We start from the raw sequence: 14,463 nt of genomic DNA, 5'->3' as shown, positions 1-14,463 counted from the left end.
CGTCTATTTATATGAACTTATTCGTATCTCCAGGGATCTATCCAAGAAACACGTTATAACCCAATTAGTTTAACATGTTAGAGTTCTACTAGGCTGTCAAATAAGGAAAATCAATGAAAATTTCTGTCATCAAAATTATTGTTATTGCCATTATGATTGGGGTTATTGTTGAAGGGATATCTATCTATCGCAGTTTAAGTTACTGGGGCCCGCAACGACATAGTGAACAGAGCCAAAACACCTCTGGCGATCGTTTTTTACAACTAACCTTGAATGATTTGAAAAACCATCCTCAATCCTTAAAACAATGGGCAGGTAAAACTTTAGTGGTCAACTTTTGGGCAACCTGGTGCGAGCCTTGCAAAGAAGAGATGCCATTACTAAGCAAACTCTCCCAACAAGTTAACTCACAACAGATTCAGTTTGTAGGTATTGGGGTTGATGACATGAAAGAATTACAAATCTGGATAAAAAATAGCCCCACTCAATATCCTATTTTAGTTGGCAATGACAACACTCTGGAACTAACACGCGCCCTAGGAAATGAACAACAGGGTATTCCTTACACTATTGTTATCTCCCCTACTGGTGGCATCTTATACAAAAAGTTAGGAAAAGTGAAAGAAGAAGAGCTTCTTCAAGTATTCAGTTCAACGCATCAGAGCTAGTTAACTGATGCGTTGAACTAAGGCAATATAATTATTGACTACGTAATACAGATAGAATTGTCTGAAAAATTTTGCCTTTCTTATCAATCATATCAGCAAGAATGGTGTAATGATTTTTACCCGGTAACTCTTTAAAAAAACCGGGTTGATGAAGATCGTGCAACTTTTGTCCATAGTCGTAAGATTGACGTCTCATCTCAGATAATTCTGCTCCGCCAACAAAAACGTAAATAGGTAAGTTTTTTCTAGGCGTATCAAACTGCGGGGAATAAGAACGCACTTCTTTCTGAGTGAGTTTTAGCTTAGCGTTTATATAAGATCCTAATAATGGTTCCAAATCATAAATTCCACTCAATGGTACTGCTGCAGTAATGATTGGATCAGACATGACCTCAGCGGTAAGATGCCCGCCTGACGACCATCCACTCACCACAACATGACTTGTATCACCTTGCCAATCACTAAGATGGTTTTTTACATAAGTGATAGCACGCTTTGAAGCAGCAACAATATCAGTCATTGTAGCCTGTGGCGCCAAAGGATAACCCACCATGACAACGTTAACACCTGCTTCAACATAGGGTTTTGCAATAAAGGCAAAATCATCTTTGGAACGCATTTGCCAGAACCCACCATGAATGAATATAAGTGTGGGAGCGTGAGGTGCAGCCACAAAGAGATCGAGTTTTTCACGCGCAGAGGGTCCATAGGCAATATCTAGATGTTCTGGATGAGCGGCACGAAAAGCCTTACTTTCAGTAACCCAATTATCAAACATCTGCTTGCTCTCTGGTACTGCTAAAGAATTATTATAAGAGCGATCAAGTGTTTGTTTATCCATTGCATGCCAGTTCGGAAAAGTTTCGGCAAAAGAACTGGTAACTGACATGATGCATAAGATGAATAAGAAAAGACGAATTCCCACTAACATAGTATTGTTATCCTCATATTAAGATTAATACCTGATATAAAACACCAATAAAATACTAAATAACTCATGTTTTACAATACCATAAAACGTTAAGCTGAATTAAGTGAGTAACCAGGAATAGGACTCTAGATCAATAATGGGGAGCAGCGGTATTCATTAAAATTGTTTTCGCGAAAAGACTTTTTTAATGGAGGTATACCGATGTACCAGATAGATTCTATACTAGTTGAGAGTGCTTAAAACTGTGGTTGGAATGGAATCTTTAACAGAGTCTAATGAATACTCATCCCCAGTTAATTGGGTAGAGCCGAGTCTTACTTAGCATATGTCTTTGGTAGGATTCAAGTAAGCTTAATAACCAGAGACTCATCTTGGCATTGCCAAATGAACCTTTATTGCATCCTCTACTGCCTGCATATCCGCTTTGGCTAGCACCCCAATCCTTTCCTTGAGACGGACCTCGTCTGCTGTCATAATCTGATCTGCCATTGCTTTACTAGTTTGCCCTTCAACTGCGATCAAGGCTTCGCTTGGATACAAGCGATCTGTATTACTCGTTAATGGCACAACCACTACCCGAGCAAGATTTCGATTAGCCGCGTCGTTACTCACGATGACTGCCGGACGTGTCTTACGTATCTCACTACCCACTGCTGGCTCAAACTCAACCCACCATAGTTCACCGCGTAACATTAGCTACGTCACTAGCAAGTGAATTGCACCACTCCATTGCTTCGGACTCACGCACCTTATCGGCAGCCATTTCCTGATAAGCCTTATCCATAGCAGTATCCAGAACGTATGGCCTAATCAAGTTCTCAATGAACTGACTCATACGCCGTTTCCCTACTGTCCGGTATAATCCTTCATAAACCGCTTCATCAAGCGTAATCGTCATTTTTTTATGCATATCGTACCTTTATATTCGTAATACGTATTACTATTATACGTCATCCATGAGATAAACAGCGACTCCAATGCGTTGCAGTAATATTTACAATAGCACTATTGTCATAAAACACATACAACTTGCAACCAGACTTCTTTGGGTACATGAGAACCTCAGCCAAGTAATTAAATAATTAATATTTTCATACTCATCAAGAGTGCATGCCATATTTGTTGGCTAAATGAGAAGCAAAAAAGTGAACTTATGTAATCAAATAGTTGCCGAGCAAGAACACTGAACTCGCAAACAATATTAATTGGGTAGAACCAAGTGATATCACGACGTACATTTGGATTCAGAAGCTTTAAAAACTACAGATTGAAGTAATTCATCATTAACTGGGTAGAGCACGATTTAATTGGTCGGGGCGAGAGGATTCGAACCTCCGACCACTTGCACCCCATGCAAGTACGCTACCAGGCTGCGCTACGCCCCGAACTGATAATTATAACAAGATTCAAGTTGTAATATAAGACTGTCTGGAAGAAAAAACTAACTTAGTAAAGCCAATATCGCAGATAACTCACTGTGTAATAAGTCTTTATCAACTTTTGTCGTGTGATGCGGTTTCTTTTGTTCTTCTAATAATTGTTTGATGGCTACTTTTTCTTCTGGCGACGAGAGCACATGTCTTGCGCCATTGATGGTAAAACCACGATCATAGAGAAGGGAGCGAATTCGACGAATGAGGAGCACTTCATGAGGTTGGTAATATCGACGATTACCCCTTCTTTTTACTGGTTTTAACTGGTTAAACTCTTGTTCCCAATAACGCAGGACATGGGGCTTTACTGAACACAATTCACCAACTTCACCAATTGTGAAGTAGCGTTTATTAGGGATAGGAGGAAAGGTAACCTTTTCCTCACTATTTATCTGTGTTAGCGTCTCCATTGCGGTTTTCCACTAGACTTTTCAATTTTTGACTAGCATGAAAGGTAACCACGCGACGAGCTGAAATAGGAATCTCCTCTCCTGTTTTTGGATTTCTACCAGGACGCTGCGGTTTGGTTCTTAGCTGAAAATTGCCAAAACCAGACAATTTAACTGTATCGCCTTTTTCTAAAGCCATACGAATTTCTTCAAAAAAGGTATCCACTAAATCCTTTGCTTCGCGTTTATTCAGACCAACTTTATCAAACAATAAGTCAGATAATTCTGCTTTTGTTAGTGTCATGGATCACCTCTTAACGTAATTCTGCCTGAAACTCAGACTGTAATTTGCTCAACACACCAGCCACCACTTGATCGATGTCATTTTCTGTTAAGGTTTTTTCAGTATCTTGTATAACTATACGAAATGCAAGACTTTTTTTCCCTTCACCCACTCCAACACCACGATATAAGTCAAATAAAAATATATCTTGAACAGGGTTCTTTACCAGTGCTTTTAAACTTTCAATTAACTGCCCTACCGCAATATTTTCATCAACTAACACCGCCACATCTCGTTTTACTTGAGGATACTTTGATGGCTCAAAATAACGTGTCAGAGATTTACTAGGTAATAGATCTAACTCTATTTCAGCCAGTAAACAAGGAGCAGGTAAATCAAACTCACCAACCAATTGGGGGTGAAGCTCTCCTAAGAGGCCAATCACTTGCTGACCAACCATAATTTCTGCTTGACGTCCTGGGTGAAGACTTGGATGTTGCCCTACCTTGAAACTGAGATCGGTATTATTGATAAGCGCTTCAATGTCTGCTTTCAGGTCAAAGAAGTCAACCTTTCTGGTTTTTTCACCCCACTGTTCCTGATAACGATTGCCAAAACATAGTAGAGCTAACTTTTTAGGTTGTTTTACCTCACCTGTGTGGTCTTTGTAAAAACATCGGCCCATTTCAAACAAACGAACTCGATCCGCTTGTTTGGCAATATTAACTTGTAAGGCTTGGATTAAACCAGGCCAAATACTAGAGCGCATAACGCTTAAATGACTGGCAATAGGATTTAGTAAAGCAATATTTTGCTGGCCATTAACAAAGTGATTGTATGATTTTTCATCGACAAAACTATAGGTAATTGCTTCTTGATAATCACGCGCTACCAATAGATCTTGGATATGTGCTTCAACATATACTCCCTCAGGTTGGGGCAACATATTTAATGTCCCCACTGGCGCATGCTCTGGAATATTGTCATAACCAATTAAGCGAGCAATTTCTTCAATGTAATCTTCTTCAATTACTAAATCAAAACGATACGCAGGAGGTGTTACTAGAAACCCCTCTTCCACTGCAACTAACGCTAGGCCTAATCGACCTAATAATGTTTCAATAGTCTTTATTTCAACTGCAATACCTAATACGCGCTCAATTCTCTGTTTTCTGACTAAACAGCTTTTTCTTTGCGGCAGAGTATACTGACTTATTACGAGAGGACCTGCCTCTCCACCACAAAGATTAAGTAATAACTCTGTAGCACGCTCAATGGCAAGTTGTGTGCTCGCAAAATCCACACCACGTTCAAAACGATGCGACGAATCTGTACTTAAATTTAAGCGTCTGGCACGTCCAGCAATTGCTTGCGGACTAAAAAAAGCAGCTTCTAGGAAAATTTGCTTGGTGTCATCAGTGACGGAGCTTTGTAAACCGCCCATTATCCCGGCAATGGCTAGAGGCTTCTTATCGTCAGCAATAACCAACATATCTGTTGATAACGACACTTCTTGCTCGTTCAACAGCGTGATTTTTTCATTTTCGAGAGCGAAACGAATCTGTACATTACCCTCTATTTTGTCATTATCAAAAGCATGCAGGGGTTGCCCCATCTCAAGCAACACATAGTTGGTAATATCCACCACAATGCCACGGCTTCTAATACCAGAACGCTCTAGTCTTTCCATCATCCACGAGGGTGTTGCAGCATGTGGGTGACTTAGATTGATACGTCTTCCCACATAAAGCGGGCAGGCTTCTTGTGCATGATTGACTACCTCGCGGGTAGAGATTGAGCTAATTGGCTGGATAGCAGGTAAAGAATAGGTCAAGCTCTGGCCACTTAACGCTGCCACCTCTCTTGCTACCCCTAATATACTCAGACAGTCGGCACGATTAGGGGTTAATTTAAGCGTTAACAACTGATCATCTAAATGTAAATATTGTCGAATATCCTGACCAACTGGCGCATCACTGGATAACACCATGAGTCCATCCGCTTCTTCTTTTAAGCCGAGCTCTTTCTCAGAGCACATCATGCCAAACGAAGCTACCCCGCGCAATTTGGCATCTTTGATTTTGAAGCCACCGGGAAGAATCGCTCCCACCATAGCACAGGGCGCTTTCATTCCCACCACAACATTACCAGCCCCACAGACAATTTGTAATGGAACCTCTTGCCCCACATCCACTGAGAGAACTTTAAGGCGATCTGCTTCAGGATGTTTTTCCGCACTGAGTACTTGTGCAACCACTACACCAGAGAAGGGGGGAGCCACAGATTGTAATGCTTCAACTTCAATACCAGCCATGGTCAGTTGTTCAGCTAACTGAGTACTGTTCCAGCTTGGATTGACTAAGGTTCTTAACCAGGATTCAGAGAATTTCATTAGAGATCAGTTAAATTGCGTTAGAAACTTCAAATCGTTTTCAAAAAACACTCGTAAGTCATTGACTCCGTAGCGTAACATAGCCAATCTTTCTACCCCTAGGCCAAAGGCAAATCCCACGTAGCGTTCAGTATCTATCCCTAAAGGCGTTAATACATTAGGGTGAACCATACCGCAACCTAATACTTCGAGCCAGCCTGTGTGCGAGCACACACGACAGCCCTCGCCATGACATATCACACAGCCAATATCCATTTCTGCGGATGGTTCAGTAAAAGGGAAAAAGGAAGGTCTGAATCGCGCTTTAAGTTCTTCTTGTTCAAAAAACTGGCGCATAAACTCAATTAATGTTGACTTTAATGAGCTAAAAGTAACCGTTTCACTAACCCACAACCCTTCCACTTGATGAAACATTGGCGTATGGGTCATATCAGAGTCACAACGATATACTCTACCTGGCACAATCACTTGATAAGGCGGTTCTCGACGCTCCATGTAACGTACCTGCATCGGTGAGGTGTGAGTCCGTAATACATGCTTTTCATCAAGATAAAATGTGTCATGCATAGCACGTGCTGGATGATCTTCAGGAATATTAAGAGCGGTGAAATTATAATAATCTGTCTCAATTTCAGGACCATCGGTCACTTCAAAGCCCATCGAAGAGAACAACTGACGTATACGGCGCACAGTCAGCGTTACAGGATGTAATCCACCTTGTGCCGTACCTCGACCAGGTAAAGTGACATCCAGTGCCTCTTGAGCTAATTGCTTAGCCAGTTCTTTTTGTGCGATTTTGTCACGTTGAGCGCGCAGCGCCTCTTCAATGGCTACTTTAACCTGATTGATTTCAGCGCCACGAATCGGTCTCTCTTCAACAGATAATTTACCTAGAGCCTTTAAGTGTTCGGTCAAAACACCTGTTTTCCCCAAGTATTTGGCTTTACATTCTTCAAGTAAAGCGGGACTTTCTATAGCACTCAAGGAGGCTACAGCCTCCTTGAGAATGGTTTGAAGTTCTTGCATAAGATGTGAGTGCCTTGATAAACAAGGCACGGTAGCAATTAATGAGCCAAGGATGCCTTAGCGGTATCCACCATTTTCATGAAGGCAGGCTTATCAAAAACAGCGATATCAGCTAATACTTTACGATCAATCTGAATCTCAGCTTTTTTCAAACCATTCATGAATGTACTGTATTTCATACCGCATTCACGAGCAGCTGCATTAATACGTGCAATCCATAAGACACGAAAATCGCGTTTACGACGACGGCGATCGCGATAAGCATACTGACCTGCTTTCATTACCGCTTGTTTAGCGATACGGTAAACATTATTGCGACGACCGCGATAACCTTTGGCTTGAACTAAAACTTTTTTGTGACGGGCATGAGCCGTAACACCACGTTTAACTCTTGGCATTGCGGGCCTCCTTTATGCGTATGGCAACATGGCTTTCACTGAAGCCACATTGGTTGAATGAATTTCTGCGGTACCACGCAATTGACGCTTATTCTTGGTGGTTTTTTTCGTCAAAATGTGACGTTTGAACGCTTGTGAGCGCTTGATGCTGCCACTACCACGCACTTTAAAGCGCTTGGCTGCACCACTTTTGGTTTTCATCTTGGGCATAACCCATCTCCTTATTGTAACCAAACCAGGTGTTTAGGAACCCCCTAACTCTTGTTAACCTAGAACGGCCTTATTACAACAACACCTTTTTTAACAAACCTTAAGCTGGACTAACACCAACTTGAGTTTGACTACTTTCTTCTTTCTGTTTGGCTGGTTTAATCTCTTTAGTCACCTCTTTTTTCTTGGGCGCTAAAACCATTACCATTTGCCTACCTTCCATTTTAGGAAACTGCTCTACCACACCGTACGGTGACAGATCAGCTTCAACACGTTTTAAGAGGTTAAAACCTAACTCTTGATGGCTCATTTCTCGGCCTCTAAAACGCAGCGTAACTTTAGTTTTGTCACCCTCATTCAAGAATCGGATCAGGTTTCTTACTTTGATATGGTAATCACCTTCATCAGTACCCGGACGAAACTTAATTTCTTTTACCTGAATTTGCTTTTGCTTGACTTTGGCTTCATGTAATCTCTTGCTTTCACGGTACTTATATTTTCCGTAATCCATCAAACGACAAACAGGAGGAGCGGCGTTAGGTGCAATCTCAACTAGATCAACAGTGGCTTCCTCAGCAAGACGCAATGCTTCAGATACCTTAACTATTCCTAACTGCTCACCCTCTATTCCAACGAGCCTTACTTCGGGTAGATTAATTTCGCCATTAATCCTTAATTCTTTAGATTGAATGATGGTCAAACTCTCCTAAAAAAATTTATATTACACGCTTAAGTGTACAAAACTACAAGGCCTTCAAGAATTGGGATTCTTGCTGAAGTAGCGAGAATAAAGCCTCTTGTGTCATTACACCCAGATCTTTATCACCTCGCCCCCTCACGGATACTGTGTGTGACAACACTTCCTTGTCACCAACAATAATTTGGTAGGGAACCTTATCCATACTATGGGCACGTATTTTATAGTTTATTTTCTCATTGCGCAAGTCAGCAGTAACCCTGAAGCCTTTTTCTTTCAATGTGTTAACTAATTTTTCTGCGTATTCCACTTGATTTGAAGTAATGGTTGCCACCACAGCTTGAACTGGAGCCAACCATACAGGTAATGCCCCAGCATAATGCTCAATTAAAATACCGATAAAACGCTCTAATGATCCTAAAATAGCACGGTGCAGCATAACAGGTACTTGCTTTGAATTATCTTCCGCCACATATTCGGCACCTAAACGCCCTGGCATAGAAAAGTCTGCTTGAATCGTACCGCACTGCCATGTTCTTCCTATACTATCACGCAAATGAAACTCGATTTTAGGGCCATAAAACGCCCCTTCTCCAGGAAGTACATCAAAGGCAACACCCGTTGACTCTAGCGCATTACGTAGAGCAGATTCAGCTTTATCCCAGATTTCGTCAGTTCCCACTCGTTGCTGTGGTCTGGTAGCTAATTTGTACTGAATATCCTCAAAACCAAAGTCTTTATAAACTTTTTGCAGCAAACGAATAAAGTTTAATACTTCAGGCTGTATTTGATCTTCGGTACAAAAAATATGTCCATCATCTTGAGTAAAACCACGTACTCTCATTACCCCATGGAGCGACCCTGAGGGTTCATTGCGATGACATGAACCAAACTCACCATAGCGAATAGGTAACTCGCGATAGCTTCGAATTCCTTGATTAAATACCTGAACATGGCCCGGACAATTCATGGGTTTTATAGCAAAATCCCGTGATTCTGATTCCGTGGTAAACATGTTCTTGTGAAAGTTTTCCCAATGACCTGACTTTTCCCATAGGGTACGATCAAGAATTTGTGGACAACGGATTTCTTGATAGCCATTGTCTCGATACACTTGTCGCATATACTGCTCAACTGCTTGCCATAAAGCCCAGCCTTTTGGATGCCAAAAGATCATACCTGGCGCTTCATCTTGTATATGAAATAAATCTAATTGTTTACCTAAGCGACGATGATCTCTTTTTTCTGCTTCTTCAAGACGAAACAAATACGCTTCTTGATCTTCTTTTTTGGTCCAAGCAGTCCCATAGATACGGGTGAGCATCTCATTTTTAGAGTCACCACGCCAATAGGCCCCTGCCACGTGAGTTAACTTAAAAACTTTAAGTTTTCCAGTTGAGGGAACATGGGGGCCACGACATAAATCAACGAACTCACCCTGGCGATATAATGAAAGTGTTTCACCGGCCGGAATGCTTTCTATAATTTCAGCTTTGTACGCCTCGCCTAAGCCTTTAAAATAAGCAACAGCCTCATCACGCCCCATCACCTCACGGGTAACAGTAAAGTCTTGTTTACTGATTTCAGTCATGCGTTTCTCGATAAGCGCTAAATCCTCTGGCGTAAAAGGACGCTTATAAGAAAAATCGTAGAAAAAACCATTTTCAATCACAGGACCAATAGTCACTTGTGCTTCTGGAAACAACTCTTTCACAGCATGGGCTAATAAATGTGCCGTTGAATGACGGACAATCTCCAAACCCTCTTCATCTTTATCAGTGATAATAGCCAGATCAACGTCTTGATCAATGGTTGTGGAAAGATCTACCAAGTGATCGTTAACACGCCCTGCCAATGCCGCACGCATGAGACCTGCACCAATATTAGCCGCCACTTGAGCTACCGTAACCGGATTCTCAAATGAGCGGGTTGAACCATCAGGTAATCGAATAGTAATCACAGTGTTTTGTATGAAAAAAGTTGGTAGGCACGATTGGACTCGAACCAACGACCCCCACCATGTCAAGGTGGTGCTCTAACCAGCTGAGCTACGCGCCTAATGAAAGCCTTAAATTCTAACCGTTAATCTTGTTTCACGCAATCAACATAAAAACGAGGCGCCCCATCAACCACTACTTTGGACAACCCATGTACATCAGTTTCAAAGCCAGGAAAACGCTCATTGAATGAACGGGCAAACTCCAAATAACGCACAATAGTGGCGTTAAAACGCTCTCCAGGGATTAATAAGGGAATACCAGGCGGATAAGGAGTTAACAATACCGAGGTAATTCTTCCCTCTAATTGATCCAAAGGAACACGTTCAATTTCACGATGAGCCATCTTGGCAAACGCATCCGCCGGTTTCATGGCAGGCACCATATCTGATAAGTACATTTCAGTGGTTAAGCGAGCCACATCATTGTCGCGATATACCTCGTGGATTTTGTCACATAACTCCTTTAATCCCCATTTTTCATAACGTGGATACTTAGCTACAAACTCAGGTAAGACGCGCCATAAGGGCTGATTTCTGTCGTAGTCATCTTTAAATTGTTGCAATTCAGTCACCATGGTATTCCAACGTCCCTTGGTAATACCTATGGTAAACATAATAAAAAATGAATAAAGACCTGTTTTTTCAACGACCACACCATGTTCAGCCAAGTATTTGGTTACCACAGCTGCGGGGATACCCATATCATGGAAATCACCGTCCACATCTAAACCAGGAGTTATCACTGTGGCTTTTATTGGATCTAGCATGTTAAAGCCTTGCGCTAAGTTTCCAAAACCATGCCAACGATCACTTGGTTTTAGTATCCAATCTTCTTGGTTACCAATTCCCTCCTCAGCAAAGTTTTCAGGGCCCCACACTTTGAACCACCAATCAGCGCCCCACTCTTCATCTACTTTACGCATTGCACGACGAAAATCCAAGGCTTCATTGATAGACTCCTCAACTAACGCAGTTCCTCCTGGAGGTTCCATCATGGCTGCAGCAACGTCACAAGAGGCAATAATGGCATATTGAGGACTGGTTGAGGTATGCATCAAATAAGCTTCATTAAACGTATCACGGTCTAATTTTCTGGTTTGCGAATCTTGCACTAGAATCTGCGATGCCTGGCTTAATCCTGCTAATAACTTATGAGTTGATTGAGTAGACATGACCATCGAATCATGACAGGGTTGACGGTCTTTCCCAATAGCATGCATGTTTTTGTAAAAATCACTGAATGCTGCATGAGGTAACCATGCTTCGTCAAAATGTAATGTATCAATTTTGCCATCCAGCATTGTTTTTATGGTTTCCACATTGTAGATTATGCCGTCATAAGTACTTTGCGTAATAGTGAGCACTCTAGGTGGAGAAGTACTTTCTTTAGCAAAGGGATTAGCAGCGATTTTTTTCTGAATGGTTTCAGGTTTAAATTCATCAAGTGGAATAGGTCCAATAATGCCATAGTGATTACGAGTAGGCATCAAGAAAACAGGCACTGCACCTGTCATCATTATGGCGTGTAGCACGGATTTATGACAATTACGGTCAACCACAACCACATCCCCAGGGGCAACGGTGGAATGCCAAACTATTTTGTTCGAGGTTGAAGTACCATTGGTCACAAAAAACAGATGATCGGCATTAAAAATTCGTGCAGCATTGCGCTCTGAGGCCGCAACAGGGCCTGTATGATCTAACAGTTGCCCTAATTCATCCACCGCGTTACACACATCCGCACGCAGCATGTTTTCACCAAAAAACTGATGGAACATTTGTCCCACAGGGCTCTTTAAAAAAGCAACCCCACCTGAGTGACCGGGACAATGCCATGAATAAGATCCATCAGAGGCATAATGGGTTAACGCCCTAAAAAATGGAGGAGACAACGAATCCAAATAGACTCTTGCTTCACGAACTATGTGTTTGGCCACGAATTCAGGCGTATCCTCAAACATATGAATAAAACCATGTAACTCTTTCAATACATCATTAGGAATATGTCTAGAAGTACGGGTTTCACCATATAAGAAAATAGGTATATCGGCATTTCGCCAACGTACTTCTTGTACAAAAGCACGTAAATTCTTTAGAGCAGACTCCATTTCATCGGGAGAACCAGAGCCAAACTCCTCATCATCAATTGATAAGATGAACGTAGATGCACGGCTTTGCTGTTGGGCAAAAGAGGTCATGTCACCAAAGCTTGTCACGCCCAGTACCTCAAGTCCTTCGTTTTGGATGGCTTCCGCTAACGCTCTGACACCAAAACCACTGGCATTCTCAGAACGAAAATCCTCATCAATGATTACAACTGGAAAACGAAATTTCATGGTTTCTCCCTTAAGAAGGCGGGATTATAGAACGCTATACACGATTAGTGGGGATTTTTTTAAGCAATAGTTGTTTACCCCACTTTTCCCGTAACAACACTTTTTGTAACTTACCCGTAGCAGTATGCGGTAGATCACTGACAATAATAATTTCATCAGGTAACCACCACTTAGCCACATACTGCTCTAAAAAAGCCTTTAAAGCGGTGGGATCAACCTTCTCACCTGGTTTTTCCACAATCAGTAAGAGTGGCCTCTCACCCCAGTGTTCATGATGAGCAGCAATCGCTGCAGCCTCTGATACACCTGAAAAAGTTGCTGCAATTCTCTCTAAGGTGAGAGAACTAATCCACTCACCCCCACTTTTAATCATGTCTTTTGCACGATCCGTCACTTGCATAAAACCAGACTCATCAATCGTGGCCATATCACCTGTTGGAAACCAACCATCAATTAAAGGTGATTCATCGTTCTTGTAGTACTGTGCACATACCCAATGCCCACGTACATACAACTCGCCCACACTTTGACCATCTTGTTTTACCTGTTGACCGTTATCATTGACTAGTTTCATATCCGCGCCAAACAATACCCGGCCTGATTTATTAAGCCAATTGATTCGTTCATCATCAGTCATATGACGTTGATGAAATTTAGGTTGCGTCAGCGTTACCACTGGGCTCGTTTCAGTCATGCCCCAGCCTGGTAATACTCGGACATTACGCTTTTCAAAGTAGTGAATAATGGGTTCTGGACATGCCGATCCCCCTACCCCAAGACGCTTTAAAAAGGGTAATGATGTTTGACTGGTTTGCAAATATTGAATTAAACCATGCCAAACAGTCGGCACTCCCGCAGTAACACTTACCTCTTCTTGGTTTAACAGTTGTGATAAGTTCGCACCATCTAGCTGGTGTCCAGGTAACACGAGTTTGGCCCCAACCAGCGCTGCTGCATAGGGGATACCCCAAGCATTCGCATGAAATAAAGGTACAACAGGTAATACACTGTCACTGGCTGATAGGGCCAAGGAGTCAGGTAACGCCACCGCAAAAGCATGTAACAATGTCGAGCGATGACTATATAACACCCCCTTGGGCATACCTGTAGTGCCTGATGTGTAACACAAACTGGATGCTTGATTTTCATCAAATTGTGGCCAACACCAGATTGATTCGGCCCCTTCATTCAATAAATCTTCGTAATACAAAGTACGGTATTTAGTCGACTCAGAGGATCTATCTTGATCCATTACGATAATAGTTAACTCATTGACATATAAGGTTAATTCATCCAACAAAGGAATGAATTGTTGCTCCGTAAAAATGATCTTATCCTCTGCATGATTGATAATACTGGCTATTTGTTCTTTGAATAAGCGGGGGTTAATGGTGTGACAAATGGCTCCCATACCTGAAATGGCATAATAGGCCTCGAGATGTCGATGGGTATTCCAAGCAAGAGTTGCAACTCTATCCCCCGTTTTAATACCAAAACGAATTAAAAACTGTGCTAACCATTTTGCACGTTGGTTTACCTGCGCCCAATTGGTACGATAAATTGACCCGTCAGACTCACGCGACACAATAGGCGTGTTGCCATGGTGTTTTTCTGCATGTTCTATCAAAGAACTAATTAACAAAGGTGAGCGCATCATCAAACCAAACACAAAACCTCTCCTCTAAAAGACAAATCCAATCA

General features: G+C 41.9%; 14 protein-coding genes and 2 tRNA genes. 1 reads left to right on the top strand and 15 read right to left on the bottom strand.

The annotated features are described in order from the left end of the window. Positions 1 to 113 precede the first annotated feature (113 nt). A complete protein-coding gene (locus FV185_RS03190; RefSeq protein ID WP_067493467.1) occupies positions 114 to 668 on the top strand; it encodes a TlpA family protein disulfide reductase in 555 nt (184 codons plus the stop codon). 31 nt (positions 669 to 699) lie between these two features. Here FV185_RS03190 and FV185_RS03185 read toward each other — a convergent pair whose 3' ends face one another. The 15 genes from FV185_RS03185 to FV185_RS03115 all read right to left on the bottom strand — a co-directional run bounded on the left by FV185_RS03185 (position 700) and on the right by FV185_RS03115 (position 14,431). Further along, positions 700 to 1,599, bottom strand: a complete 900-nt coding sequence (locus tag FV185_RS03185) for an alpha/beta hydrolase (protein ID WP_067493465.1) — start codon at positions 1,597 to 1,599, stop codon at positions 700 to 702. A 366-nt stretch (positions 1,600 to 1,965) separates the two neighbouring features. Then, the gene (locus FV185_RS03180) at positions 1,966 to 2,292 is read right to left on the bottom strand and encodes a type II toxin-antitoxin system PemK/MazF family toxin (protein ID WP_067493463.1); all 327 of its coding nucleotides are present in this window, start codon (positions 2,290 to 2,292) and stop codon (positions 1,966 to 1,968) included. Then, on the bottom strand, positions 2,279 to 2,509 hold the full coding sequence (locus tag FV185_RS03175) for an addiction module antitoxin (protein WP_067493461.1): 231 nt from the start codon (positions 2,507 to 2,509) through the stop codon (positions 2,279 to 2,281). Before FV185_RS03175 ends, FV185_RS03180 begins: the two co-directional genes overlap by 14 nt. Before the next feature lie 398 nt (positions 2,510 to 2,907). Continuing rightward, a tRNA-Pro gene (locus FV185_RS03170) sits at positions 2,908 to 2,984 on the bottom strand. Between the two features lie 56 nt (positions 2,985 to 3,040). Continuing rightward, complete coding sequence (locus FV185_RS03165; RefSeq protein WP_067493459.1) at positions 3,041 to 3,442, bottom strand: MerR family transcriptional regulator; 402 nt, start codon at positions 3,440 to 3,442, stop codon at positions 3,041 to 3,043. Continuing rightward, positions 3,417 to 3,725 (bottom strand): integration host factor subunit alpha, encoded by a 309-nt coding sequence (locus FV185_RS03160; protein ID WP_067493457.1) that lies wholly within the window; start codon positions 3,723 to 3,725, stop codon positions 3,417 to 3,419. Before FV185_RS03160 ends, FV185_RS03165 begins: the two co-directional genes overlap by 26 nt. A gap of 10 nt (positions 3,726 to 3,735) precedes the next feature. Further along, positions 3,736 to 6,096: a phenylalanine--tRNA ligase subunit beta gene (gene pheT, locus FV185_RS03155; RefSeq protein ID WP_067493455.1), complete on the bottom strand. Its 2,361-nt coding sequence runs from the start codon at positions 6,094 to 6,096 to the stop codon at positions 3,736 to 3,738. 6 nt (positions 6,097 to 6,102) lie between these two features. Further along, positions 6,103 to 7,122 (bottom strand): phenylalanine--tRNA ligase subunit alpha, encoded by a 1,020-nt coding sequence (pheS, locus tag FV185_RS03150; RefSeq protein WP_067493453.1) that lies wholly within the window; start codon positions 7,120 to 7,122, stop codon positions 6,103 to 6,105. Positions 7,123 to 7,160: 38 nt separating this feature from the next. Further along, positions 7,161 to 7,520 carry a 50S ribosomal protein L20 gene (gene rplT, locus FV185_RS03145; protein WP_067493451.1) on the bottom strand — a complete coding sequence of 120 codons (360 nt, stop codon included), beginning with the start codon at positions 7,518 to 7,520 and terminating at the stop codon, positions 7,161 to 7,163. Positions 7,521 to 7,532: 12 nt separating this feature from the next. Further along, entirely contained in the window at positions 7,533 to 7,730 is a 198-nt protein-coding gene (gene rpmI, locus FV185_RS03140) for a 50S ribosomal protein L35 (protein ID WP_056930233.1), read from the bottom strand. 100 nt (positions 7,731 to 7,830) lie between these two features. Continuing rightward, a complete protein-coding gene (gene infC, locus FV185_RS03135) occupies positions 7,831 to 8,424 on the bottom strand; it encodes a translation initiation factor IF-3 (protein WP_197457767.1) in 594 nt (197 codons plus the stop codon). A 49-nt stretch (positions 8,425 to 8,473) separates the two neighbouring features. Continuing rightward, on the bottom strand, positions 8,474 to 10,387 hold the full coding sequence (gene thrS, locus FV185_RS03130; RefSeq protein ID WP_067493447.1) for a threonine--tRNA ligase: 1,914 nt from the start codon (positions 10,385 to 10,387) through the stop codon (positions 8,474 to 8,476). A gap of 21 nt (positions 10,388 to 10,408) precedes the next feature. Next, positions 10,409 to 10,485, bottom strand: a tRNA-Val gene (locus tag FV185_RS03125). Between the two features lie 24 nt (positions 10,486 to 10,509). After that, a complete protein-coding gene (locus FV185_RS03120) occupies positions 10,510 to 12,762 on the bottom strand; it encodes an arginine/lysine/ornithine decarboxylase (RefSeq protein WP_067493445.1) in 2,253 nt (750 codons plus the stop codon). Between the two features lie 34 nt (positions 12,763 to 12,796). Then, positions 12,797 to 14,431 carry a long-chain-fatty-acid--CoA ligase gene (locus FV185_RS03115; RefSeq protein ID WP_197457734.1) on the bottom strand — a complete coding sequence of 545 codons (1,635 nt, stop codon included), beginning with the start codon at positions 14,429 to 14,431 and terminating at the stop codon, positions 12,797 to 12,799. Positions 14,432 to 14,463 lie beyond the last annotated feature (32 nt).

The organism is Ferrovum sp. PN-J185 (assembly GCF_001581925.1).
Lineage (GTDB): Bacteria > Pseudomonadota > Gammaproteobacteria > Burkholderiales > Ferrovaceae > PN-J185.
The sequence above is the reverse complement of the archived record's forward strand: the minus strand, read 5'-3'. Positions and strand labels throughout refer to the sequence as shown.